This window comes from Mesorhizobium australicum WSM2073, assembly GCF_000230995.2.
GTDB lineage: Bacteria > Pseudomonadota > Alphaproteobacteria > Rhizobiales > Rhizobiaceae > Mesorhizobium > Mesorhizobium australicum.
Window position 1 is genome coordinate 3,014,015 of the sequence record NC_019973.1, and the last position, 22,412, is coordinate 3,036,426.

Here is a 22,412-nt window from a genome sequence, read left to right on the forward strand (position 1 = left end):
CCCAAGAAACCGTCAGACTACACGATGTGCGCGGAGCCGGAAGCCTGGCTGGGCGAGCGGCGGGACGGCATGCCTGGCCGGGTCCAGCCATTGCCGGTCTTCCCGGCGGGTCGGGTGGCCTTGCTTAAACCTGCGTTCTTGGGCTGAATGGCTAGACATGCCGCGAGGAGGGCATCGAGATGAGCCAGGACAGTCCACGGCCACTTGCCGAGATCGCCAGCTATCATGCCCATATCTATTTCGACGGGCCGGCCGAGCGGCAGCAGGCCGAATGGCTGCGGCTGCGCATCGCCGAACGGTTCCGCGTGCGCCTGGGCAGTTGGCACGACAAACAAGTCGGCCCGCATGAGCAGGCCATGTACCAGATCTCCTTCGCGACCGGGATCTTCGGCGCGCTGGTTCCGTGGCTGATGCTGAACCATGGTGGGCTGAGCATCCTCGTCCACCCGAACACGAGCAATCCCAAGCGCGACCATCTGGTCGATCCCATCTGGATCGGCCGGCCGCTGGCGGTGCATGGCGACGTGCTTCCGGAGGACCATGAGGCGGAAGAGGCGCTGGAACCCAACACCGAGCCGTCCCTGCCGGCGTAGGCCGGCGCCGGTTCCACGCCGCGCAGGGCATTGCGCGATGCCGTTGGGTACGCTTCTATCCCTGCCGCGCCATGGGGGTCATCATTTGTCTGGCAGGAACCAAACGTCCACCGGTCACGAAGCGAGCGAGGCCGGCTGGCTCGATCTTCATTTCGAATCGTCGCGGCCCGAATACGAGGCGGCCTTGCTCGACGCCGGCATCCGCCCGGGCTGGCGCGTGCTCGATGCCGGTTGCGGCAGCGGCGGCTTCCTGCCGCTCATCGCCAGGGCCGTCGGCCCCTCCGGCTTCATCGCCGCGCTCGACCTCGCGCCCGAAAACATCGGCCGGGTCGAGGCGCTCGCGGGCACGCTGCCCGAGCCGCCGGAAATCGCCACGCATGTCGGCAGCATCCTGTCGCTGCCCTTCGCCGACGCATCGTTCGATTGCGTCTGGTCCGGCAATGTCATGCAGTATCTGACGCCGGCCGAGTTCGAGCTTGCCGTCGGCGAGGCCAGGCGCGTGCTGAAGCCGGGCGGTATCCTGGCGGTCAAGGATTTCGATTCGACCATCCTGCAGATCCTGCCCATGGACCGGGCGCTGCTGGCGCGCTTCATGGCCGCCAGGCTGCAAGGGTTCCGCGACCGGGGCGTGCTCGGCACCGACTGCGGTTCGACGCTTCCGGCGCGCCTGCGGCAGGCGGGCCTGGAGGTCGTCAGCCGCAAGGGCTGGCTGGTCGAGCGCTGGGCGCCGGCGCCTCGCTTCACGCGCGACTATGTTCGCGACCTGCTGGCCTATTTTGCCAGCGTCGCGCCGGGCTACGCCCTGCCTGACGCCGACCAGGCCTATTGGCGTGAGCTGAAGCAGCGGCCGGATCGCCTGCTCGACGATCCCGATTTCTGCTACCGCGAGTTCTTCGTCATGGCGGTCTGCCGGACCTAGCGCTCGGCCGCGACGACCGATGCCCGGCGGCTGCGCGAGGCCGGGGGCATACCCGCTTCCGAGATCCAGGCCAAGCCGCATTCGCCAGTCATCCAGTCGAATGGCCGGCTTTCGATCGAATTTCTTTGCAACCCGTTAATGCGGCCATGCGTCAATAAGCATCTGCTAATTATCCGGTGGCGTGGGGTACGCAATGACCAGAATCTTGGCAATGGACGCTATGTGCCGCCCAAGGACACGAGCGTCTCCTTGTTCGGCAAGGTTGCGCCGGCGCTGTTTCCGCTCGTCGCGGCGGCGCTGGGCTACGTGATCGGGCGGCAATTCCTCGGCCTGTAGCAGCAATTCCAGGAAAGTGCGTAGCGCTTCCCCTGGGGAATTGCGTGCTTTGGCAAGGCCGACAGGCATCAAGCGCCGGTCTCGGCTGCCGCCTCCTCGGCGGCGGCTTCGGTTCGGCGCACGCGGTCGCTGGCCAGAAGCACGACCGGGCAGGCGGCTGCGGCCAGAACCGCGCTCGCCGTGTCGCCGAAGAACAGCTCGTCGCCTGGCCGCTGCGTGACGCCCATCACCACCATGGCGGCGCCCTTGGCTGCTTCCCTGGCGATCGCCTTGTCGGGCGTGGCGCGCGTCCTGATCGCGGTCTCGACGGCGACGCCATAGCGGTCGGCGAGATCGGCGACATCCTTGAGCACGGCCTCCTCGCGGCGGTGCGAAACCGAGCTCGGCCGGCTGCCCTTGCGGGCCTGCGAGACATAAAGGACTTTCACGCGCGCCCGGTGCGGCCGCGCCAAGGCGAGCGCGAAATCAGCCGCGCGCCGCGCCACCTCGGTGCCGTTGACGGGAACCAGGATGGTCGCGCCGGCGCGCAGCATCGGCATCTTGCCATCTGCCTTGGCGCCATTCAGCACCAGACAGAGCGGGCCGTCGAAGCCGCTGGTGATGGCGTTCAGCGTGCCGCTGAAGGCGCCTTCGGCCAGCGCATTGTCCAGCCCGACCAGCAGCAGGCCGTAGCCCTTGCGGGCTTCGGCGGCGATCGTCTCGGCGGTGGCTTCAAGCTCGGTGCGGGCCGTGAGGTGGACCTTGTCGACGGGCGTATCCTCGGCCTTCCTGACAGCCTTGGCGCTTCTGGCCGCCCCCCTCTTGACCTGCTTGGAGGCCCGCTCGGGACCTTTGTCGCGGGCAGGGCCGGGCAATTTGCCATCCTCGAGGTGGAGCAGCGTGGTCGGCATGCCGCTGCCGCCGCCGACGAGACCGGCGAGATAGGCGGTGAACTTGCCGACCGGGCTGTCGTCGACGAGCAGCAGCAACCGCTCCAGCTTGGAGACGAAGCCGCGCTCGTCGAGCAGTTCGCGGTCGACGCGCTGCTTTTCCACGTCGCCGACCGGCAGCCGGCCGAGCGCCCAGCGCAGCATTGGCGGCATGGCCAGCGTGGTGATGACGGCCATGGTGACGATCATGGTGAACAGATTGTGCGAGAGGATGTTCATCGAGAGGCCGATCGAAGCGACGATGACCTCGGTCGAGCCGCGCGCGTTCATGGCGCTGCCGACGGCGGTGGACTCCTTCAAAGACATGCCGGCCAGCCGGCCGCCGAGGAAAGCGCCCGAGAACTTGCCGATGCTGGCGATCGCCACCAGCGCCAGCGTCAGCAGCGCCAAAGTCGGGTCGGCAAGCACGGTAAGGTCCGCGGACAGGCCGGCCATGCCGAAGAACACCGGCATGAACAGCGCCGTGATGACGCCGCGCAACTGGCCCTCGATGTGGTCCGACAGGATCGGCGATTCCCCGACCAGTATGCCGGCGACGAAGGCGCCGAGCACGGTGTGGACGCCGATCAGATTGGTGATCAACGCCATCACACCCATGATGATGAGGATAACGGTGATGACGGCGTATTCGCTGCGGAAGGAATCGTTGCTCCAGCGGATCAGGGTGAACACCAGGCGGCGGCCGATGGTGAAGGAGAACACCATGAACAGCGCCACTTCGGCGACCGTCAGGACCAGTGGCAGCACCTGCAGGCTGCCATTGGTGGCGATGCCGAAAGTGACGGCGATGATCAGCCAGCCGATCGTGTCCTCGATGATTGCCGAGGAGACGATGATCTGGCCGAGATTGCGGCGCATGAAATTCATATCGCGCACCACCATGGCGACGATTTTCACCGAGGAGATCGACAGCGCCGTGCCGAGGAACAGCCCGGCGACGATGCGTTCGCTCGGCTCGGGCAGAAGCGAATCCGGCAAGACCTGCGCCAGCGCGAAACCGCAGGCAAAGGGCAGGACGACGCCGGTGATCGAGATCGAAAAACAGGCCGCACCCACCCGCCGCACGAGCCGCAAATCCGTCTCCATGCCGGTCAGCAGCAGGAGCAGCAGGATGCCGAGCTGCGAGACGGCATCGATCATGCTTTTCTGCGCCGGATCGGTGGAGAAGATCAGATGCTGGGCGCCGGGCCAGAGCCAGCCGAACAGCGACGGCCCGAGCAGGATGCCGCCGATCAGCTGGCCCATGATCGCCGGCTGCCGGTAGCGCTGGAAGATTTCGCCAAGGCCACGGCCGACCAGAAGCAGAAGCACGATCTCGGCGACGAACAGCCCTTCGGCCGAGCCGCCCATGCCCGAGGCGTGGCCGGCCGGCTGCGCGGCCAGCGCCTGGCTTGCCGGGGCGAGGGCGACGATGGCCAGCGAAAGGGCGGCCGCGGTGCCGTGCGACCTTGTTGCCAGTGGGTGGATCATGGGTCCCTTCAAGACGCCGCCGCGGACTGACCATCACAACGCGCGGCCGGGGTTTGCGTTGCAGCCATCCATCACGAGGTATCGAACTCAGACGTGGACGTCGCCGAAGGAGAGTTCGCCGTCGTCGCCCGGTGTCAGGAAGGCGGCTGCCAGCAGGACGGCATAGAGGAGGGCAACCACGGCGACGATGACTACGCCCGGAATGGGACCGAGCGCCGCGGCGCCGACAGCTTCGCGCATCGTGCCGACAAAGCCGACCGGCACGCCTTGGTCAATCAGGCTCGGGGTCGACAGTTTGAGGATCCAGGCGAGCAGCAGGATCAGCATCATGTGCAGGTAGTTGCGGCGCAAGCGGCGCGCCAGCGCCACGCGCTGCGAGACCAGGAATTTTGGCGTGCGCAGGCTCTCGCCGAGGATCAGCAGCCAGTCGGAGGCAAAGTCGGGCCGCGGCGAGAAGATCTGGGCGAAATAATGGCGCTCGAACTGGCGCACGCGGGCGCGATAGACATCGAAGAAGCGGTAGCGGCGCGCCTCGATCCACAACAAGAGCAGCACCAGCAGCATGGCGAACAGCAGCACGCCGTGATGGGCACTGGCCGTCGACAGCGACACCGACAGCATCGCCGCGACAACGGTGATCGCCCAATTGCTGGTGCGGTCGAGGCGGTCGCGCCAGCCCGCCATGCGGGCGATCTCGGCGCGATGGAAATGGGACATCACGGTGACCAGCTCGCCAGGCGAAAGCGGCCTGCCGACGGGCGTTGCCGGCGCATCGTTCATGACTTCCTCCCCGCCGACAACGCTTATGAGGCAATGTCGTTCCGGCCAGCGGTCATTCGGGCCCGCCGGTCCAGTCGGCCAGCAGGGCAGCGAGACCAAAGGCGGCGCCGATGGCGCAGAGACAGGGCCAGCCGCCCAGGGTCCAGCCGATGCCGGCCAGCAAGGAGCCGATTGCGCCGCCGATGAAGAAGATGCCGACGAACAGGCCGTTGAGGCGGCCGCGCGCCTCGGGACGCAGCAGGTTGATGGCGCGGCGGCCGAGCGTCTGGTCGCCGGTGACCCCGATGTCGAGCAGCACGGCGCTGACGCCCATCAGCGCGAGCGGTGTCCATGACACTCCGGACTGAAAGGAGCCGGCCCAGGCCGCGAGCACCAGCGCGCCGATCAGCACGAGATGGCAGAAGATCGTCGCCGCCCGCGTCCAGCCACGGTCGCCGGCGCGACCGAACAGCGGCGTAACCACGGCACCGCCGGCGCCGACGAGCGCGAAAAGCGCGATACCGCGCTGCCCGAGGCCGAAAGGCGGCTGCGCCAGGCGCAGGGCCACCGCCGTCCAGAACAGACTGAACGCCGCCATCACCAACGCCGCGGTCAAGGCGCGGCGCCGCAGCACCGGCTCTTGGCGCAGCAGATGGAACAGTGAAGCAATCAGCGCGCCATAGGACGATTTCACCTCCGGCCGCCGTCGCGGCAGGGTGAAGGCGAGCACGATGGCGAGCAGCGTCAGGGCGGCGGCGCTGAGGCCATAGAAGGCGCGCCAGCCCCAGGCATCGGCGACGAGGCTGGCCAGCGGCCGTGCGAGCAGGATGCCGATCATCAGTCCGCTCATCACATCGCCGATGACGCGGCCGGCCTCGCCGGGCGGCGCCATCGAGGCGGCGATTGGCACCAGTATCTGGATCGCCGAACAGGCGGCGCCGAGCACGAACAGGACGATCAGCAGCGAGGCGATGGTGGGCGCCAGCGCGGCGATGCCGGCCGCAAGAGCCGCCGCGCCCAGCATGCGCAGGATCAGGGTGCGGTTTTCGCCGAGATCGGCCATCGGCACCAAGAAGAACAGGCCGGCGGCATAGCCGAGCAGCGTCGCCATGGCGACCAGACCGACGCTCGCTGTGCCGGCGCCGAGCGACGGGCCGATCAGGCCGACCAGTGTCTGCGGCGCGAACAGATTGGTGACGATAATGCCGGTAGAGGCTGCAAAAAGCAGCTTCTGCGGGCCGGTGATGGTTCGAGCCGGCAGCCGTCCGGCCAGTTGGCCGTCATTGGTATCGAGCATGAAGTCCTCAATGAAGTGGCATATCCTGTAAGGACTTTATGCCGAAGCTTTATCATGCTACAATTCAATCTAATCGATAATGATTATGCGAGATATGCATGAACATCCACGATCTCGAAGCTTTCGTCGCCGTGGTGGAAACTGGCTCGATCGTCGGCGCCTCGGCCAGGCTCAATCTCACCCAGCCGGGGGTCACGCGCCGCATCCAGAACCTCGAGGATGTGTTGGCGACAGCATTGCTCGACCGCCAGTCGAAGCCGCTGAAGCCGACCGCCTCGGGACGCGAAGCTTATGAGCATGGCCGGCGCGTGCTGCGTTCGCTGGAGGACCTGAAGGCAGGCGTGTCGCCGCAAGGCGAGGTCAGGGGCGAATTCCGCCTGGGCATCATGCCCTATCTCTCGGATGCGGCGCTGGCGCTGCCGCTCGATGGCCTGCGCGCCGCCTTCCCGCAATTGACGCTGCGCATCACTTCGGGCTGGTCGCCAAGGCTGGTCGAGCAGGTGGCGCGCAGCGAGGTCGACGCGGTGGCGGTGTGCCTCGCCGAAGGCCTGGCGCCACCGGACGAACTGGCCCGCGACGATCTCGGCGTACAATCGGTGCTGCTGGTCGCGTCTCCCGGCCTTGGCGTGCCGAAGCAGGCGAAGCTTGCCGATCTATCGCGCTTTGCCTGGGTGATGAACGAAAACGGCTGCGGTTTTCGCGCCTTCATCCGTCAGAGCTTCGAGGCCGCGAGGCTGCCTTTCCAGGTCGGCGTCGAAGCGCTCAGCGTCGATCTCAGAATGTCGCTGGTGGCGCGCGGCCATGGCATCGGCATCGTCACGCCGGGCGCCTTCGCCGACAGTCGCTGGCGCGATGCCGTCGAGGTGATCGACTGCCCCGACTTCAAGCCGCAAGTGCGCGCCTGGCTGCTGCACCGCCCGCCTGCCGGGCGGCTGGGGCGCCCCATCGCGCTGTTCCGCGATGCGCTGATCGACGGGCTCAAGCTGCCGATGCCGCTGGTGTCATAGGCACGCCGAACGTCGCCCGATTTTGTTGAATCTGATCAAGCTGCTGCACGGGATGGCTCAGGTATGGATTCCAGGTTTCGAACGGTTCTGGCTCTTGAGAATCCCCTAGCCTTCAGCAACATGGCTGCCATGGCCGAGGCACGACAATGAGCAAGCCGATTTCCGCCGCACCGCGCAAATCAGCGCCACGCAAGGCGCCGATGGCGCTGACCGAGGCGCTGGTGGCGCGCACCTTGCGCGTGGTCGAGGATGCCGGGCCGGTGCCGGGCATGATCCCGATGACCGATGACGACTATGCGCGGTTTCGCGACGAGATCCTGGCCTCGGCACCGGCCGGGCCGCTGAGGCTGTTCGCCTATGGCTCGCTGTTGTGGAAGCCGGCGGGCGAGGTGAGGGGCGGCGAGCGGGCGGTGGCGCGGGGCTGGCACCGGTCGTTCTGCTTCACGGTGCAGCGCTTTCGCGGCACGCTCGAGCAGCCCGGCCTGATGATGGCGCTCGACCGTGGCGGCCAGTGCCAGGGCATGGTGTTCGAGATCGCCGAACCGGTAGCCGCCAATCTGGAAGCGCTGCTGCGCCGCGAGATGACCATTCTGCCCGCCGTCAACGTGCCGCGCTGGCTGCGGGTCAGCACCGAAAGCGGGCCGTGCCTGGCGCTCGGCTTCGTCGTCGATCCCGCCAACCCGCGCTATGCCGGCAAACTGGACAAGCCCGCGGTCGCGGCGACGCTGGCGAACGCCGTCGGCCATTGGGGCTCGGGCGCGCAATATCTGTTCGAGACCATCCGCCATCTCGACGCCTGCGGCATACGCGACCGCAATCTGTGGCAACTGCAGGAACTGGTGGCGCGCGAGATCGGTCGCAGCCACGTCGCCGTCTAGCCACCACCGTATTCAGGACGCTGCAATCTTTCGCTTGACGAACATATATCCCTGTGGTTATACGTCAACCAATAGCCAACGGGTTATCGATTAGAGATGCCAGACGCTCATGACACGCTCTTCAGGACGCTCGCCGACCCGACACGGCGGGCGATCTTCGAGCGGCTGTGCCGCCAGGGAGAGCAGACGGTCGGGGCGCTGACCAGCCAGTCCGGCGTCTCGCAGCCGGCGGTGTCGAAGCATCTCGGCGTTCTGAAGCAGGCCGGGCTGGTGCGCGACCGCCACGAAGGCCGCCAGACGCATTACAGCGCCCAGCTTGCCGCGCTGGCGCCGCTGATGGACTGGACACGCCATATGGCGGGGTTCTGGGAAAGCCGGTTCGACGACCTCGAGGATTTGCTCAAAAGGATGGACCAGTGAACGATAGTGCACAGCAAACCCGCACTGTCGTCGTCGAGCGGGAGATCTCCCATCCGCCCGAAAAACTCTGGCGCGCGCTGACGCAACCGCATCTGATCGAGGAGTGGCTGATGAAGAACGATTTCAAACCCGCCGTCGGCCATCGCTTCAACATCAGCGCCGACTGGGGCGGCGTGCTGGACTGCGAGGTGCTTGCCGTCGAGCCGCACAAGAGGTTGTCCTACAGCTGGAACCTCGCGCATCAGGACCCAGCGTTCGATCTCAGGAGCGTTGTGACTTTCACGCTCACCCCGACGCCAACGGGAACCCATCTGCGCATGGAGCAGGCCGGTTTCCGGCCCGACCAGAAGCGGGCCTATGGCGGCGCCAAGGTGGGTTGGCCGCAATTCCTGGAAAAGCTGGAAGAGCTTCTGGCGCGGACGGACTGAGGCCTCTCGGCCGAACTGAAAGCCACAAAGCCACACAGAAAAAATAGAGGGCGGGTTTCCCGCCGGCAAAACCATGGAGAAAAAGCGATGAAGATCAAACTGACCAGCATCTATGTCGACGATCAGGAAAAGGCGCTTGCCTTCTACACCGGCGTGCTGGGCTTCACCAAAAAAGCCGATTTCAGCAATGGGCCGTTCCGTTGGCTGACGGTCGTCTCGGCCGAAGAGCCCGACGGGACCGAATTGCAGCTGGCGCTGAACGACAACCCGGCGGCCAAGGCCTACCAGCAGGCGATCTTCAAGCAGGGCCAGCCGGCGCTGATGCTCTTCACCGACGACATCAAGGGCGACCATGAGCGCATCAAGGCGAATGGCGGCGCCTTTGCCATGGCGCCTACCGACGTGACCGGCTCGACCATCGCCAAGTTGGAGGATGGCTGCGGCAATCTCATCCAGATCACCGAACTGGCGCGCTGGTAAGGCGCCGGGTTTCAAGGCATAGCGCAAGAGGAGGCAGAATTGGACTGGAGCAAATGGATGCGGCAGGCGCATCGCTGGCTGTCGATCATCTTCACGGCGACCGTCGTCGCCAACTTCGTCACCATGGCGTTTGGGCAGCCGCCCGCCTGGGTGGTCTATTCGCCACTGCCGCCGCTCTTCCTTATGCTGTTCAGCGGCCTCTATATGTTCGTGCTGCCCTATGTCGCGAAAGGACGCAGCGCACAGCGGGCCAATGGATAGGAGGAAAGCGCATGGCCAAGGCGACCCCGGCCAAGGCTGAGCCGAAGCTGCTTTCCGGCGGCAACCCGCAGATCGCCAAGGGTTATGACGACGCGCCGGTGCAGGCCTATATCGCGGCGATGCCGGGCTGGAAGCGCGAGATGGGCGGGCGGCTCGACGCGCTCATCGAGCGCGCCGTGCCCGGGGTGAACAAGGCGGTGAAATGGAACTCGCCTTTCTACGGCGTCGAGGGCGAAGGCTGGTTCCTCAGCTTCCATTGCTTCACCAGATACATCAAGGTGGCCTTCTTTCGCGGCATGTCGCTGGATCCGGTGCCGCCGGGCGAATCCAGGAACCAGGACACGCGCTACCTCGACATTCATGAGGACGACGCGTTCGACGAAGCGCAGTTCAGCGCCTGGGTGAAGCAGGCGAGCCTTTTGCCTGGCGAGCGCATGTGAGTGCCCTATCTAGCATTCGAAGGAGAAACGGCATGACGACCACCCAGGACAGCAAATCTCCCTCCGAGCTGATCGACGGCAGGATCAAGGACTTGGGCGACTGGCGCGGCGAGATGCTGGGGCGGCTGCGCACGCTGATCCATCAAGCCGATCCCGACGTGGTCGAGACGTGGAAATGGCGCGGCGTGCCGGTGTGGGAGGATGCCGGCATGATCTGCACCGGCGAGACCTACAAGGCCGTCGTCAAGCTGACCTTCGCCAAAGGTGCCGCGCTGCCCGATCCCGCGCGCCTGTTTAATTCCAGCCTCGAAGGCAACACACGGCGCGCCATCGATTTCCAGAAAGGCGAGGAGGTCGACGAGGAGGCCTTCAAGGCGCTTGTACGCGCGGCGGTGGCTTTGAACAAATCCAAGTCCCGAAAGTAATCGTTCATTGCGCATAGAGGTCACGGTCGGCGCTGCCCCTCACTGTCCTGCCGGACATCTCTCCCCGTAAACGGGGCGAGAGGGCTACCGCGAGGCCGACGCTCTTTCCGCAACGCCGGCGATTGGCGAAATCGGCGAGAACGGCGTCCCTCGCCCCGTTTACGGGGAGATGATGCCGGCAGGCAGGCGAGGGGCAGCGCTGACGGCAGATGATTGCCAACGGCTTCAACACGGCGGCCCGCGGACGCTGCCAGCCTCACCGCAAGACAGCCGCGTTTACGATCTGGGAAGCTTGATGGTGCTAGACATCGCGGGATGATGGCTGGCCAGCCGGGCCGGCCGGTTTGGATTCCCCGCCATGAACAGCAGCCCAATGCGCATGCCGTGGGTGGACACGGCCAAAGGCCTCTCGATCATCCTCGTGGTCATGATGTACTCGGCCTACAACACCGGCGAGTATACGGGCGGCGTCGGCTTTCTCCACTATGTCATCGGCTTCGCGACGCCGTTCCGGATGCCGGAATTCTTCCTGATCTCGGGGCTGTTCCTGTCGCAGGTGATCGACCGGCCGTGGCGGCGCTATATCGACCGGCGCGTCGTCCATTACCTCTATTTCTACGTGCTGTGGGCGATCATCTCGATCGGGCTGAAGATCGGCATCTTCAGCCGGGATCCCGCCGGCATGCTGCACGACCTGGCAATGGCCGTCCTCCAGCCCTATGGCGTCCTGTGGTTCATCTACATGCTGGCGGTGTTCGGTCTTGCCGCGAAACTGCTGCGGCAGCTTGCCGTGCCCGCCTGGATCGTCATCCCGATCGCCGCCGGCCTGCAGATGTGGGCGCCGCATCCCGACAGCTACGCGGTCGAACAATTCGCCGCCTATTTCGTCTTTTTCTACGTTGGCTTCGTCATGGCGCCGCTGGTGTTCCGGCTCGTCGAATGGACGCAAGCCCGCCCGGCGCTGACCGTCTCCGGGCTCTTCCTGTGGGCTGTCGTCAATGGCCTGCTGGTCTATTCGCCGGGTTATGCCATGCAGCCGGTCGGCATGCAGATGGGCCTGGCGGCATGGCCGCCGCTGCATCTCGTCCTGGCCGTCGCCGGTGCCGTGGCGCTTTGCGTGGTTGGCGGTTTCCTGTCGAAATTTCCCGCCATGGAATGGCTGCGCTGGCTGGGCGAACATTCGCTGGTCGTCTATGTCGCCTTCACCATTCCGATGTCACTGTTCCGCGGCGCCGCACTGGCAAGCGGCCTGCTGACCGACACCGGCTTGCTCAGCCTGGCGGTGCTGCTGGTCTCGATCGTCAGCCCCGTCGTGCTTTACTTCATTGTCCAGCGCATCGGCTTCGGCATGTTCCTGTTCGAGCGGCCGGCCTGGGCGCATATTGACGGCAGCGCCGCGAAAACAGCGCCGAAAAAGCCGCTGACCGCCGCCGCCCAGTCGAGCCGGACATAACCGGCCGCCCCACGGCGTTGCCGCCGGTATCAACCATCCCGCAGCCAGACCAGCATCTCGCCCGGCTCGCGGTTGTCCCAGGCGAAATAGGGGACGGCGGTCAGGCGGGTCTCGACCTTGGCCGGCGGCTCGGAGCGATAAAGGCCGTCCTGCCAGCCGTCCCCGGCATCGGCTTGTGCCGTGGCTGAAAGCGTCACCACGCCGCCTAGCAGGTCCGGTTCGTCATGAGCCTCGATGCCGGCCGTGCGCGGCAGGGTCAGGCGATGCAGGCGGCTGTCATTGTCCGATGCCTCGACGCAGTAGATCAGCGGCCCGCGCGACAGCGCGACGCGGCCGGCGTCCTGCCTCACCTCGGGATTGGCATAGAGCCGCTCGATCGGCATTTCGAGATCGAGCCTGACACGGTCGCCCTTCTTCCATTGGCGCCGGATCGCGGCGTAGCCGTCACTGGTCACTTCTGCGAGGTCGATCGCCTCGCCATTGATCTCGAGCTTGGCCTTGGAGCTCCAAGCCGGCACACGCAGGTGCAGCGTGAACTCCACCGACGTTTGCGGCTCAACGGTGATCTCGACGGCACCATCCCAGGGATAGCGGCTCGCCTGCGTCAGCGTGACCGGTGTGTCTGCAATGTCGAAGCGGGCGGTGGAATCGCCATAGAGATGAACTGCCAGCGCGTCGTCCGCCAGGCTGTAGAAATAGCTGCCGATCGAGGCGACCATGCGCCCGATATTTGGCGGGCAGCAAGGGCAGCGGTGCCATTTCCATCTGTTATGCTTGCCCCGGCTTTCCAGCGGGTTCTCGTAGAAGAACAGCGAGCCGTCGAGCGACAGGCCGGAAATGGAGCCATTGTAGAGCGCGCGCTCCATCATGTCGGCGTAGCGGGCGTTCGGCCCCATGCCGAGCATGCGGGTCGCCCAGAACACCAGCCCGACCGACGCACAGGTCTCGGCATAGGCGGTTTCGTTGGGCAGGTCGTAGTCGCTGGTGAAGCCCTCATTGTGCGCCGACGGGCCGAGCCCGCCGGTGATGTAGAGGTTCTTGGTGGTGAGGTCGTCCCACAGCCGGTCGAGCGCCACCCGCAACGTGTCGTCGCCATATTCGGTCGCGATGTCGGCCATCCCTGAATAGAGGTACATGGCCCGCACCGCGTGGCCGACGACCTTGTCCTGCTCGCGCACCGGGATGTGCGACTGGCTGTATTCGTAGGTCTTGAAATGATAGGCCTTAGGGTCGGCGCCACGGGCGCGTGCCTCCTCGTCGAAATAGTGCGGCTGCTGCCCGCGCTGGTCGATGAAGTATTTGGCCAATTCCATGTACTTTTGTTCGCCCGTCACCCGCGCCAGCTTGACCAGCGCCAGCTCGATCTCCTCATGGCCGCAATAGCCCTTCTTCTTGCCGGGCTCGGGCCCGAGCACCGAGGCGATGTGGTCGGCGTAGCGGCACATGATGTCGAGCAGCTTGCGCTTGCCCGTCGCCTGGTAGTAGGCGACCGCGCCCTCGATGAGGTGGCCGGCGCAATAAAGCTCGTGGCAGTCGCGCAGATTGGTCCAGCGCTTGCCCGGCTGGATGCGCTGGTACCAGCTGGAGAGATAGCCGTCCTCCTGCTGCAGCCTGCCATACATGTCGATGACGGCGTCGATCTTCTTCTCCAGTTCGGGATTCTTACGCCGGTAGAGCGAATAGGCCGCGGTCTCGATCGTCTTGCCGAGATCGGAATCCCAGAACATCTGCGTAGTCACCGTCGAGCCGGTGAAGCCGGCGGAGGCCGCCTCGTCGGGCGAGGGCGAGTGGAACGGAATGACGACGCCTGGCGAGGGCTGGTCCGGATCGATCTGCTCCAGCATGCGCGCCGCCACGCAGCGGTCGTAAAGGATGTCGGCGGTGCGCGTGGCAACCGCCTCGGCGCGGTCGCCCCAGAAGCCGCGCACGTCGACCTGCGGCACCGGCAGCGGGCGGAAGGCGAGCTTCGGCTTGCCCGTCTCCTGCGATTTATTTGGGGTGGCGTGGCGGGGGGATGGCGATGCGGTCATGAACTCACTCCATTCGATCTGACGTCTATCTCTTTGTTGGAGCATGATCTTTCCGAAAACCGGTTCCCACTTTTCGGGATCATGCTCTATTTGACGGCCCCGGCCATCAGGCCGCGGATGTAGAAGCGCTGCAAAGCCAGGAACAGGATCAGGCACGGCACCATCATCACGGTGACGCCCGCCTGCACCGCGCCCCAGTCGATGGCGCCGAAGCGGCCGGACTGAAGTGCGGTCATCATCACCGGCAGCGTGAACTTGGACTGGTCGGTCATCAGCACCAGGGCAGCGAGGAATTCGTTCCAGGCGCCGAGGAAGGCAAACAGCGCGATGGTGACGACACCAGGCCAGACCAGCGGCAGCATGACCTTTATGAGCATGGTGGCGTTGCCGGCGCCGTCCATGCGCGCGGCCTCCTCGATCTCGCGCGGCACCGCGTCGAAGGCGTTGCGCATCATGAAGATCGAGAACGGCAGCTGCAGCGTCACATAGACGCCGACCAGGCCGGTCAGCGTGTTGTGCAGGCCAAGCTTGGTCAGCACCAGGAAGATCGGCGTCAGGATCGACTGGAACGGGATCATGATCGTCGACAGGATGAGGACGAAGAACAAGTCCTTGAACGGGAACCGAAACCGCGAAAAACCGTAGCCGGCGAGCACGCTGACGATGACCGACAGCATGACCGTCATCACCGAGACATAGATGCTGTTCTGCGCCGAGGCCCACAGGCCGTCGCCGAAACTGTTCAGCGTTTGATAGTTCTCCAGCGAGAAGCCCGTCGTCGGCCAGGGCGGCAGCGGCGGCAGGCGCGCCTCCTGTGCCGGCTTGAAGGCCGACAGCACCGTCCACACGATCGGCGCCACGAACAGCACCGAGGCGACGATGCCGGTGGAATGCCTGGCCAAGCGCGCGGCAAGCTTGCCTGTGCCCGATATCGCCTGCGTCATCAGTCGAGCCCCTCGGGTTTGCGCAGCAACCAGAGCTGGACGAGGCTGAGCGCCACCAGGATGACCAGCAGCACCATCGAGAGTGCCGCGCCATAGCCGAGCTTGAACGAGACGAAGGACTGGTTGAAGATCCAGTACACCGCCGTCAGCGTCTGGTTGCGCGGGCCGCCGCGCAGGATGATGTAGAACTGGTCGAAGGCAAGGATGGAGCCCGCGACCGACAGGATCAGCGCCAGCGCCAGGGTGCGGCGCATCAGCGGCAAGGTGATCGCCCGGAACCTGGCGAACGGCCCGGCGCCGTCGATGACGGCGGCCTCCTGCAGATCCTGCGGGATCGACTGCAGGCCGGTCATCAGGATGATCATGGTGAAGCCAGCGACCTTCCACACCACCATGGCGATGATCGACCAGAAGGCCGGTTGGAAGGTGGCGAGCAGGTTGAACTTCTTGTCGATCAGGCCGAGATCGTAGGCGGCGGGGCTGAACAGGCCGGAATCGACGTTGAGCAGCCACGACCACAAAAGGCTCGCCGAGGCAAAGCCGACCACCGCCGGCATGAAGAACATGGTGCGGTAGAGGTTGGTGAACGGGCGCGGCCGCTCGATGAAGATCGCCAGCGGAAAGGCGACGGCGAAGATCGCGATGGTGACGATCAGCGTGTAGTAGCCGGTGAATCTCAGCGCGTTCCAGAACCTGGTGTCGCGCAGGATTGCCCAGTAGTTGCCGAGGCCGATGAAGGAGTGCTCGCCCATCAAGGGCCAGTTGTGCAGCGACATCCAGGCCGTCATGCCGAGCGGAATGACGAAGAACAGCATGACCAGCGCCACCGCCGGCGCCACATAGAGCAGGCCAATCCATTGCCGGCGCCCGGCGCCAACGCGTTTGCGGAGGCGGGGTGGGGCGGTGGTTGCGGTGATGGTGGTCATGGCTGTTTCCCTGGCGCTGCGTCCCCTCCTCCTCGAGGGGAGGGTCCGGCCGAAGGCCGGGGGTGGGGTCCTCCGCCAAGCGCGCCGACATCAAGGAACGTCGAGCACTGCCGAGACGACCCCACCCGGACCTGCGGTCCGACCTCCCCTCAAGGGGAGGTGGAGGCGGCGCTACTTCTGCGGCGCCTGGTCGATGATCGACTGCATGGTCTCCTGGGCGTTTGCTATGGCGCCATCGACGTCGTCGCCGAAGAACACCTCGTTGATCATCTGTGTCCACGGGCCGTTGGCGGAGTTGATCAGGTCGTTGAACACCACCGAATACGGCGTCTTGCCCTTGGCCATCGCCTCGGCGGCGATCTGGTAGCGCGGGTCGAGCTCCTTCAGCGCGTCCTTGGCGATGTCGCCGCGCACCGGCAGGCTGCCGTATTTGGCCAGGATCGTCTGGCCTTCGAGCGAATAGGCGAAGTCCAGGAACTCCTTCACCACGGCGAGTTTCTTGGTGCCCTTGGTGACAACGAAATTGTCGCCGCCGGCAAAGGACGACCAGTTGCCATCCTTGCCCGGCAGGAAGGTGACGCCGTAGTCGACATCAGGATATTGCGTGTTGAGCGCGCCGATGGCGAAGGCGCCGGAGGGCGAGATGCCGATATTGCCGGCGGCGAAGGCGGCAAAGAAATTGGCGCCGGTGTCGGTCTGCGCGCCCGCCGGCACCAAATCCTTCTTGACCATCGAGCGGTAGAGATCGATGGCGCCGCGCAATTGCGGGCTGTCCAGCGTCGCCTTGGAGCCGTCCTCCGACAGGATGTCGCCGCCCGAAGCCCAGATCAGCGGCGTGAAGGTGAAGATGTTGCAGCCACCGCAATTGCCGGAGAAGTAGAAGCCCTTGATGTTGCCGCCAAGCGCGTTGACCTTCTCGGCGTCGGCTTCGATCTCGGCCCAGTTGGCCGGGCCTTTTTCAGGGTCGAGGCCTGCCTGCTTGAACAGCTTCTTGTTCCAGATCAGCACCGAGGCGTCGGCCGAGAAGGGCAGGCCGTAAATGCGGTCCTTGTAGGTGCCGGTCTTCACATGCGCGGGCGACAGGCTGGCGAAATAGGGGAGCGACTTCGCCCAGTCGGTGATGTCCTCCAATTGGCCGGCGGCCGCGAAGGAGGGCGTGTAGATCAGGTCGAGCGACAGCGCGTCGGGCGCCGTGCCGCCGGCCGCGGCCGCGCCATATTTCGGGATGATCTCGGCATTGGGGATGATGTCGAGCTTGACCTGGTCCTTGTTCGCCTTGTTGAAGGCGTCGACGATCCTCGGCATGAAGTTCGAGCCGTCGGCGCGTACCCAGATGTTGGCGGTTTCGGCGGCGGCAAATTGCAGGCCGCAACCCAGAACGGCAGCCGTCAACGTCAATTTGGTCAGGGCCAATTTGGTCAGGGCCAATTTGGTCGGGGCCAGTTTGGCAATCAAAGTCCTCATGTTCTCCTCCTCCTCATTTGGCCGCGATGCGCGGCTTGCCGCCGATCGCGGCGCTTCGTTTCTCAGCCGTCTTTTCAGCCGTCGGGCAGGCGGCCGCAGGACTGCCGCACCACCAGCCGGCACGGCAGTTTTCTGATGCCCGGCGCGGCGGGCTTGCCGCCGACCAGGGAAAGCAGGGTCAGCCCGGCCTCGCGGCCGAGCGCTGTCAGGTTCATGTCGACCGAGGTCAGCGGCGGGCGGGTCGCCTCGGCCACGATCTCCCAATTGTCGAAGCCGATGACGCCGACATCGCCGGGAACGCTCAAGCCACGCTCGCGCAGGGCATCGATGACGCCGCGCGCGATCTGGTCGTTGCCGCAGAAGACGGCGTCCGGCTTTTCTCCCCCGCCATCGAAAAGGATCGTCACCGCCTCATGCCCCCAGGCTTCCGACCAGGCGCCGAGCAGGGGCTCGATGAGGGGTAGGCCGTTCTCGATCAGCGCGGCGCGATAGGCCTGCGCCCGTTCATGCACCACGGCAAAGCTGGCCGGGCCACTGACATGGGCGATGCGCTTGCGGCCGAGCCGGCAGAAATGGTCGACGGCCAGCCGCGCCCCGCCCGCATCGTCGGAAACGAAGGCGACGGCGTCGGGATCGGGCTGGGTGAAGGCGTAGATCACCGGGATGCGCAAATTGGCGAGATCGATCGGCAGATGGCGGTCGATGCGCTTGCCGGTGGCGATGATGCCGTCGACGCGCTTGTCGAGCATGGCCTCGACATGGAGCTGGCCGAGACGGGGATCCTCCTCGACATTGCACAGGAATACCGAGACGCCGGCATCGACCAGCGCATCCGAAATGCCCGACATCAGCGGCAGCGAGAAACGGCCATAGGTGTCGTTGGTGAGCAGGCCGACAGTAAAGGAGCGGCGCCTCAGCAGGCTCTGCGCCAGGCTGTTGGGCCGGAAGCCCAGGTTGCGCGCCGTCTCGCGAATGCGCTCGCGAGTCTCGGCGGTCATGCGCCCCTGATCGTTGAGCGCCTTGGATGCAGTGGCAACGCTGACGCCGGCCTGCGCGGCCACGTCGCGCAAGGTGACGGGTTTGGGAAAGACCGGAACTGGCTGGTCGTCCGATGCCATCGCGGCAGAAATCCTTGGTTGGAAAAAGGTTTTCCCTTACCGGCCCGAATAAAGCCCGGCTAACGGCCGAACGCCATCGGGACTGTCTGGAAAAACCTTTTCTCAACTTGAAGGCTAGGCCAGATTGGGGGACCGATCAAGAGGAAAATGGCCAGATCAGGGTTCCTCGGTACCATCCGCTATTTCGCGCGCGGCCGCGACGTTTCGCATCTTCGAGGCCGAAAGGCAGGTGAAAGGGAACGCGCCGCGGTGTGGAGCTGGACGCTCTTGCCCTTGGTCGGCAGGACCATTGCATGGCTGGGACGTCAGACGTGGCTTGAGCCGCCGCATTCCTCGACTTGGTGCAAGCCCAGCGGGAGACTGCTCACGTCCTTGGAGTGACTCTATGCCTTCTTGGCCACACGCTTCTTTTTCGGCGCCGGGTTCAGCGCTTCCGCCACGCGATCGGCTTCTTCCTTGGCCAGGCGCAATTCCCTCAGCCTTGCCGTCTTGATCTCCCTGGCCCTCGCCTCGGACATGTATTCGGCGGTTGCCTTGTTGCGCTCCGCGGTTTTCTTCTGCTTGTCGACAAAGCGGGCTTCAGCTTTTTGCATGATCGTCTGATTGCCGTCGGCCATTGAAGAAATCTCCTTCGCGCGTGAAATCGTGAAAATGAACTTCTCGATAAATAGGCGCCCGGAAGGAAAAATTCAATCTTTCGAATAATTTGGCCTCCTTGTCGGCGTCAGGAGACCGCGCTTCGAAATAATACTTTTGAAATTTTTCTCCCGCCGGAATCAAATCTTGCGCCGGGAATGGAGATAGCGCCAAGGCGCCAACGGACAGAATTTCGAACGGAAAACCGTTTCGCATTTTCCTGGAATTGCCTAGGATGGTCAGGTGGTCGTTTGGTGCAGGGTTTGCGGAAACGGAACCGCGATTCCCGGTTTGGAGACAAGTCATGTTCGCGGCCCAGGCCATCGATATCTCAGACAAGGCCGCGTTCTACCGCGACCTCGCCAAGCAATTGAAGGCGCTGCTCGAGGGCGAGCACGATTCGATCGCCAACGCCGCCAATACCGCGGCGCTGATCTTCCAGATGGTGCCCGACCTCAATTGGGCCGGCTTCTATTTCCTGGCATCGGACGAGGAGTTGGTGCTGGGGCCCTTCCAGGGCAAGCCGGCCTGCGTGCGCATCGCCGTCGGCCAGGGCGTATGCGGAACGGCGGTCGAGCTCGGCACCTCGATGCTGATCAAGGACGTGCATGATTTCCCCGGCCATATCGCCTGCGACGCCGCCTCGCGCTCCGAGCTGGTCGTGCTGCTCGAGGACGAGGAGGGCGTTTTCGGCGTGCTCGATCTCGACAGCCCGCTGCCCGGCCGCTTCGACAGTGCCGACCAGGCCGGCATCGAGGCGCTGGCGGCGATCTATGTCGCGGCGAGTTCGTTCCAGGACTGAACTTCCGGCAGCGTAATCAGGGCGCTGCCTTCAGCGCGCGCCTGAAGGCCGTGGTCGCCATGTCGATCAGTTGCGCGTGGATTTGCGCGCGTGACCGGCCCGCGCCGTCGTCGCATACGGGGTCGCCGATCTCTTGGGATATGATGAGCGCCGGCGCGCCGGGCTTGCACTCGCCGAACATGCTGTAGTGGCTGGCATCTCCGATCGTCGCGTAGCTGGAATTGGGGATCGCCTTGGCGATGCCCGAGGCATCGGCGGTCGCGGGGATCTTTCCCGGCTGGCCAAGATTGACGATGTCGATCGGGATTTTGATGCCGGAAATGCTCCCGGCGTCAAAGACATCCGATGGCGCGGGGTCGACCGCCATGACGAAGCGGACGCGCCGGTCGCTGTTGTCGCGGCCGGCGAGCCGCATATCCATGGTGTGGAGGTCGACGCCGCTTTGCCTCACCCAGCCGCAAAGCGAGGCGTTGAGCAAGTCGGTGTCGCAATAGGCCGCCAGCAGCTTCGGGTCGACGCGTGCGCCGGCAATGGCGAGCGCCGTGCCGCCGCCCATGGACAGGCCAAGGGCGCCCACTTTGCCTTGCTCGATGTGGTCCCGGAAGGAGGCCTCGTTTTCCATCGCGTCCAGGGTTGCCGTGAGATCGGTGGGGCGCAACCACAGTTTCATCGTCTCGGCGGCGGACCTGTTTTTTCCGCCATTTCCCGGATGGGTGGGCCCGGCGACGATGAAGCCTTGTCTGGCCAAGGGCGCCGCGATCCAGCTCAGGGCTTGCGGGGTGCCGGCCAGGCCGGCGCCATGCGAGAGCAGGATGAGCGGGAATTTGCCGGGAGATACCGGCGCATCGCGCTCGGCGGACGTTCCGGTGAAGAGCTGGCTATCGCCGAGCATGACAGCCACGCCGCCCGGTTCTGCCGGGTACCAGACGGTGACGTCGAGATCGCTGCCGCGCTCCAGCGATCGGGCCGCAACATGGCGAACACCGACTGCATCGACGGCATTGGCCTGATGTTGCAGCGCCAGCGTGGAAACGATGATGGCGCAAAGCATGGTTCGAAATCTCATTGAAGTCTCCGTTTTCCGACAGCGTGCCATCGCCGGAACCCCCGAAGTCTCCGGGCAGCAGCTTTGGTCGCAGTCTCGATGACGCGGTATCGCCGGGTCCGGGGGCGCCCGCGACCTCGATCGCGATCGAGGACGTCCACAATCGCGATCTGGTACGGTCGCCGCGGAGCGGCGTGCTCAGCTGCTCAGGGGGCTCGCAAGGGACGGCGCCCGCGCGTTCTTCTCGCGCCAGGCGAGCGGGGTCGTGCCAGTCACGCGGCGGAACTCGCGGTTGAAGTTCGATTTGGTCTGGAAGCCGGCGGCGAACATGATCTCGGTGACGGACTGGCCGGTTTCGCCGAGCAGCCGGCAGGCCTCGGCGATGCGGTGTTCGTTGACATATTGCGAGACGTTCCTGGTCGTCGCGCGATTGATGGCCGCCGAGATCTGCCGCGCCGGAATTCCGGCCCGCCGGGCAAGCCGGTTAAGGTTGAGGTTGGCGTCGCGATAGAGCTTCTTCTCCTGCATCAGCTCGTTCACCCTGGCGATCGTGTCGGCGTCTTCGCCGTCATCGGGCGGCGATAATTGGTCTATCGGATCGGCGAGGGTGCCGGGAACATGGCTTTGGCTGGCCGCCGCCGCCGCCACGCCGACAATGACGAGGATGAAAAGATTGGCGATGCCGATGATCGTCGCGGCACGGTCGCCATGGCCGGATGCCAGCTCGAAGGATACCAGCATGTCGACCAGGGCCGACAGGCACAGTGCCAATGCCGCCGCGATGATGGCCCTGTAGGCAGGCACCGCGCCGTCGAAAGGCGCCAGCCGAAGCCCATCCGCGCCGGACCGCAACAGCCAGAGGATGGCCGCGGCGTAGATGAAGTCGATTGCGACGAGCGCCATGTCGACCGCGTCGCGCCGCACTATGACCAGCAGCATGACGATTGCCGCCGGCGCCGCGTGGAGCATCAGCAAGGCCGGCCACCGGCGGTGGCTGGTGCGGACCAGCCTGGAGACACCAGCATAGAGCAGCGAGGGCATGATGGCGGCGGAGACGGGAGCGATGTAGCCGACCTCGCGGATGCCATAACCCCAGCGCAGGCCGGTTAAAATAGATTGCAGCGCGGCAAGCAGGATCAGGCCAAGAAGCGGCAGGTTGGGCGCCGCCTCATCCTCGCGCCTGGCGACGACCCAGAGCAGGATGAACAGCAACAGCGCGACGACGAAGGGCAGGGGAACGAATGGCATGGGTCGGGGGCTCTGTGCTGACAGACGGACCCTAGCCGAAGTGGTCTCGATTCCCAATTAGAGCCGTTCGGAAAACCGGTCCGCACTTTTTCTGGAATTGCTCC

The 22,412-nt window shown here is 65.1% G+C and carries 24 protein-coding genes; 12 read left to right on the forward strand and 12 right to left on the reverse strand.

Features of this window, described 5'->3' with window-relative positions:
- Positions 1-179 precede the first annotated feature (179 nt).
- On the forward strand, positions 180-593 hold the full coding sequence (locus MESAU_RS14365; RefSeq protein WP_015316750.1) for a DOPA 4,5-dioxygenase family protein: 414 nt from the start codon (positions 180-182) through the stop codon (positions 591-593).
- 85 nt (positions 594-678) lie between these two features.
- A complete protein-coding gene (locus MESAU_RS14370; protein ID WP_041163391.1) occupies positions 679-1,512 on the forward strand; it encodes a methyltransferase domain-containing protein in 834 nt (277 codons plus the stop codon).
- A 404-nt stretch (positions 1,513-1,916) separates the two neighbouring features.
- On the opposite strand, the gene MESAU_RS14380 is transcribed toward MESAU_RS14370, so the two are convergent.
- The 3 genes from MESAU_RS14380 to MESAU_RS14390 all read right to left on the reverse strand — a co-directional run bounded on the left by MESAU_RS14380 (position 1,917) and on the right by MESAU_RS14390 (position 6,303).
- Positions 1,917-4,127, reverse strand: coding sequence for a cation:proton antiporter domain-containing protein (locus MESAU_RS14380; protein WP_041163770.1), 2,211 nt, complete (start codon positions 4,125-4,127; stop codon positions 1,917-1,919).
- A gap of 207 nt (positions 4,128-4,334) precedes the next feature.
- Complete coding sequence (locus MESAU_RS14385; RefSeq protein WP_015316754.1) at positions 4,335-5,027, reverse strand: DUF2270 domain-containing protein; 693 nt, start codon at positions 5,025-5,027, stop codon at positions 4,335-4,337.
- Positions 5,028-5,079: 52 nt separating this feature from the next.
- Positions 5,080-6,303, reverse strand: a complete 1,224-nt coding sequence (locus tag MESAU_RS14390) for an MFS transporter (protein ID WP_015316755.1) — start codon at positions 6,301-6,303, stop codon at positions 5,080-5,082.
- Between the two features lie 98 nt (positions 6,304-6,401).
- On the opposite strand from MESAU_RS14390, the gene MESAU_RS14395 reads away from it, so the two are divergent.
- From MESAU_RS14395 to MESAU_RS14435, 9 genes are all read left to right on the forward strand, one after another.
- Positions 6,402-7,310: a LysR family transcriptional regulator gene (locus MESAU_RS14395; protein ID WP_015316756.1), complete on the forward strand. Its 909-nt coding sequence runs from the start codon at positions 6,402-6,404 to the stop codon at positions 7,308-7,310.
- 146 nt (positions 7,311-7,456) lie between these two features.
- Positions 7,457-8,188 carry a gamma-glutamylcyclotransferase gene (locus MESAU_RS14400; protein WP_015316757.1) on the forward strand — a complete coding sequence of 244 codons (732 nt, stop codon included), beginning with the start codon at positions 7,457-7,459 and terminating at the stop codon, positions 8,186-8,188.
- A gap of 96 nt (positions 8,189-8,284) precedes the next feature.
- The gene (locus MESAU_RS14405; protein WP_015316758.1) at positions 8,285-8,608 is read left to right on the forward strand and encodes an ArsR/SmtB family transcription factor; all 324 of its coding nucleotides are present in this window, start codon (positions 8,285-8,287) and stop codon (positions 8,606-8,608) included.
- Positions 8,605-9,036 carry an SRPBCC family protein gene (locus MESAU_RS14410; RefSeq protein ID WP_015316759.1) on the forward strand — a complete coding sequence of 144 codons (432 nt, stop codon included), beginning with the start codon at positions 8,605-8,607 and terminating at the stop codon, positions 9,034-9,036. The genes MESAU_RS14405 and MESAU_RS14410 overlap by 4 nt, the downstream gene beginning before the upstream one ends.
- An 87-nt stretch (positions 9,037-9,123) precedes the next feature.
- Positions 9,124-9,516: a VOC family protein gene (locus MESAU_RS14415; protein ID WP_015316760.1), complete on the forward strand. Its 393-nt coding sequence runs from the start codon at positions 9,124-9,126 to the stop codon at positions 9,514-9,516.
- 39 nt (positions 9,517-9,555) lie between these two features.
- Positions 9,556-9,777 (forward strand): hypothetical protein, encoded by a 222-nt coding sequence (locus MESAU_RS14420; protein ID WP_015316761.1) that lies wholly within the window; start codon positions 9,556-9,558, stop codon positions 9,775-9,777.
- A gap of 11 nt (positions 9,778-9,788) precedes the next feature.
- The gene (locus tag MESAU_RS14425; protein WP_015316762.1) at positions 9,789-10,217 is read left to right on the forward strand and encodes a DUF1801 domain-containing protein; all 429 of its coding nucleotides are present in this window, start codon (positions 9,789-9,791) and stop codon (positions 10,215-10,217) included.
- A gap of 32 nt (positions 10,218-10,249) precedes the next feature.
- Positions 10,250-10,642, forward strand: a complete 393-nt coding sequence (locus MESAU_RS14430) for a DUF1801 domain-containing protein (protein WP_015316763.1) — start codon at positions 10,250-10,252, stop codon at positions 10,640-10,642.
- A gap of 358 nt (positions 10,643-11,000) precedes the next feature.
- Positions 11,001-12,095, forward strand: coding sequence for an acyltransferase family protein (locus MESAU_RS14435; protein WP_015316764.1), 1,095 nt, complete (start codon positions 11,001-11,003; stop codon positions 12,093-12,095).
- 29 nt (positions 12,096-12,124) lie between these two features.
- On the opposite strand, the gene MESAU_RS14440 is transcribed toward MESAU_RS14435, so the two are convergent.
- The 7 genes from MESAU_RS14440 to MESAU_RS31225 all read right to left on the reverse strand — a co-directional run bounded on the left by MESAU_RS14440 (position 12,125) and on the right by MESAU_RS31225 (position 19,537).
- Positions 12,125-14,125 (reverse strand): glycoside hydrolase family 127 protein, encoded by a 2,001-nt coding sequence (locus tag MESAU_RS14440; RefSeq protein ID WP_015316765.1) that lies wholly within the window; start codon positions 14,123-14,125, stop codon positions 12,125-12,127.
- 86 nt (positions 14,126-14,211) lie between these two features.
- Positions 14,212-15,069 (reverse strand): carbohydrate ABC transporter permease, encoded by an 858-nt coding sequence (locus MESAU_RS14445; protein WP_015316766.1) that lies wholly within the window; start codon positions 15,067-15,069, stop codon positions 14,212-14,214.
- On the reverse strand, positions 15,069-15,995 hold the full coding sequence (locus MESAU_RS14450) for a carbohydrate ABC transporter permease (RefSeq protein ID WP_015316767.1): 927 nt from the start codon (positions 15,993-15,995) through the stop codon (positions 15,069-15,071). Before MESAU_RS14450 ends, MESAU_RS14445 begins: the two co-directional genes overlap by 1 nt.
- Positions 15,996-16,166: 171 nt before the next feature.
- A complete protein-coding gene (locus MESAU_RS14455; protein ID WP_015316768.1) occupies positions 16,167-17,459 on the reverse strand; it encodes an ABC transporter substrate-binding protein in 1,293 nt (430 codons plus the stop codon).
- 74 nt (positions 17,460-17,533) lie between these two features.
- Positions 17,534-18,577 (reverse strand): LacI family DNA-binding transcriptional regulator, encoded by a 1,044-nt coding sequence (locus tag MESAU_RS14460; protein ID WP_015316769.1) that lies wholly within the window; start codon positions 18,575-18,577, stop codon positions 17,534-17,536.
- Positions 18,578-18,960: 383 nt separating this feature from the next.
- Entirely contained in the window at positions 18,961-19,194 is a 234-nt protein-coding gene (locus tag MESAU_RS14465; RefSeq protein WP_015316770.1) for a hypothetical protein, read from the reverse strand.
- On the reverse strand, positions 19,157-19,537 hold the full coding sequence (locus tag MESAU_RS31225) for a hypothetical protein (RefSeq protein WP_157163653.1): 381 nt from the start codon (positions 19,535-19,537) through the stop codon (positions 19,157-19,159). The genes MESAU_RS14465 and MESAU_RS31225 overlap by 38 nt, the downstream gene beginning before the upstream one ends.
- Between MESAU_RS31225 and MESAU_RS14470 the strand changes: the two genes are divergently transcribed.
- On the forward strand, positions 19,518-20,015 hold the full coding sequence (locus tag MESAU_RS14470; protein ID WP_015316771.1) for a GAF domain-containing protein: 498 nt from the start codon (positions 19,518-19,520) through the stop codon (positions 20,013-20,015). The two genes, MESAU_RS31225 and MESAU_RS14470, sit on opposite strands and share 20 nt — an antisense overlap.
- Before the next feature lie 16 nt (positions 20,016-20,031).
- Here MESAU_RS14470 and MESAU_RS14475 read toward each other — a convergent pair whose 3' ends face one another.
- On the reverse strand, positions 20,032-21,081 hold the full coding sequence (locus MESAU_RS14475; protein WP_015316772.1) for an alpha/beta hydrolase family protein: 1,050 nt from the start codon (positions 21,079-21,081) through the stop codon (positions 20,032-20,034).
- A 177-nt stretch (positions 21,082-21,258) separates the two neighbouring features.
- Complete coding sequence (locus MESAU_RS14480; protein ID WP_015316773.1) at positions 21,259-22,308, reverse strand: helix-turn-helix domain-containing protein; 1,050 nt, start codon at positions 22,306-22,308, stop codon at positions 21,259-21,261.
- Positions 22,309-22,412 lie beyond the last annotated feature (104 nt).

Bases quoted from the DNA above. Each gene is read 5' to 3' on its own strand.
- MESAU_RS14455 (WP_015316768.1), bottom strand. From the start codon at position 17,459: ATGAGGACTTTGATTGCCAAACTGGCCCCGACCAAATTGGCCCTGACC.
- MESAU_RS14460 (WP_015316769.1), bottom strand. From the start codon at position 18,577: ATGGCATCGGACGACCAGCCAGTTCCGGTCTTTCCCAAACCCGTCACC.
- MESAU_RS14395 (WP_015316756.1), top strand. From the start codon at position 6,402: ATGAACATCCACGATCTCGAAGCTTTCGTCGCCGTGGTGGAAACTGGC.
- MESAU_RS14475 (WP_015316772.1), bottom strand. From the start codon at position 21,081: ATGAGATTTCGAACCATGCTTTGCGCCATCATCGTTTCCACGCTGGCG.
- MESAU_RS14480 (WP_015316773.1), bottom strand. From the start codon at position 22,308: ATGCCATTCGTTCCCCTGCCCTTCGTCGTCGCGCTGTTGCTGTTCATC.
- MESAU_RS14425 (WP_015316762.1), top strand. From the start codon at position 9,789: ATGGCCAAGGCGACCCCGGCCAAGGCTGAGCCGAAGCTGCTTTCCGGC.
- MESAU_RS14380 (WP_041163770.1), bottom strand. From the start codon at position 4,127: ATGGGCGGCTCGGCCGAAGGGCTGTTCGTCGCCGAGATCGTGCTTCTG.
- MESAU_RS14365 (WP_015316750.1), top strand. From the start codon at position 180: ATGAGCCAGGACAGTCCACGGCCACTTGCCGAGATCGCCAGCTATCAT.
- MESAU_RS14435 (WP_015316764.1), top strand. From the start codon at position 11,001: ATGAACAGCAGCCCAATGCGCATGCCGTGGGTGGACACGGCCAAAGGC.
- MESAU_RS14415 (WP_015316760.1), top strand. From the start codon at position 9,124: ATGAAGATCAAACTGACCAGCATCTATGTCGACGATCAGGAAAAGGCG.
- MESAU_RS14405 (WP_015316758.1), top strand. From the start codon at position 8,285: ATGCCAGACGCTCATGACACGCTCTTCAGGACGCTCGCCGACCCGACA.
- MESAU_RS14440 (WP_015316765.1), bottom strand. From the start codon at position 14,125: ATGACCGCATCGCCATCCCCCCGCCACGCCACCCCAAATAAATCGCAG.
- MESAU_RS14450 (WP_015316767.1), bottom strand. From the start codon at position 15,995: ATGACCACCATCACCGCAACCACCGCCCCACCCCGCCTCCGCAAACGC.
- MESAU_RS31225 (WP_157163653.1), bottom strand. From the start codon at position 19,537: ATGGCCTGGGCCGCGAACATGACTTGTCTCCAAACCGGGAATCGCGGT.
- MESAU_RS14385 (WP_015316754.1), bottom strand. From the start codon at position 5,027: ATGAACGATGCGCCGGCAACGCCCGTCGGCAGGCCGCTTTCGCCTGGC.
- MESAU_RS14465 (WP_015316770.1), bottom strand. From the start codon at position 19,194: ATGGCCGACGGCAATCAGACGATCATGCAAAAAGCTGAAGCCCGCTTT.
- MESAU_RS14400 (WP_015316757.1), top strand. From the start codon at position 7,457: ATGAGCAAGCCGATTTCCGCCGCACCGCGCAAATCAGCGCCACGCAAG.
- MESAU_RS14470 (WP_015316771.1), top strand. From the start codon at position 19,518: ATGTTCGCGGCCCAGGCCATCGATATCTCAGACAAGGCCGCGTTCTAC.
- MESAU_RS14445 (WP_015316766.1), bottom strand. From the start codon at position 15,069: ATGACGCAGGCGATATCGGGCACAGGCAAGCTTGCCGCGCGCTTGGCC.
- MESAU_RS14390 (WP_015316755.1), bottom strand. From the start codon at position 6,303: ATGCTCGATACCAATGACGGCCAACTGGCCGGACGGCTGCCGGCTCGA.
- MESAU_RS14430 (WP_015316763.1), top strand. From the start codon at position 10,250: ATGACGACCACCCAGGACAGCAAATCTCCCTCCGAGCTGATCGACGGC.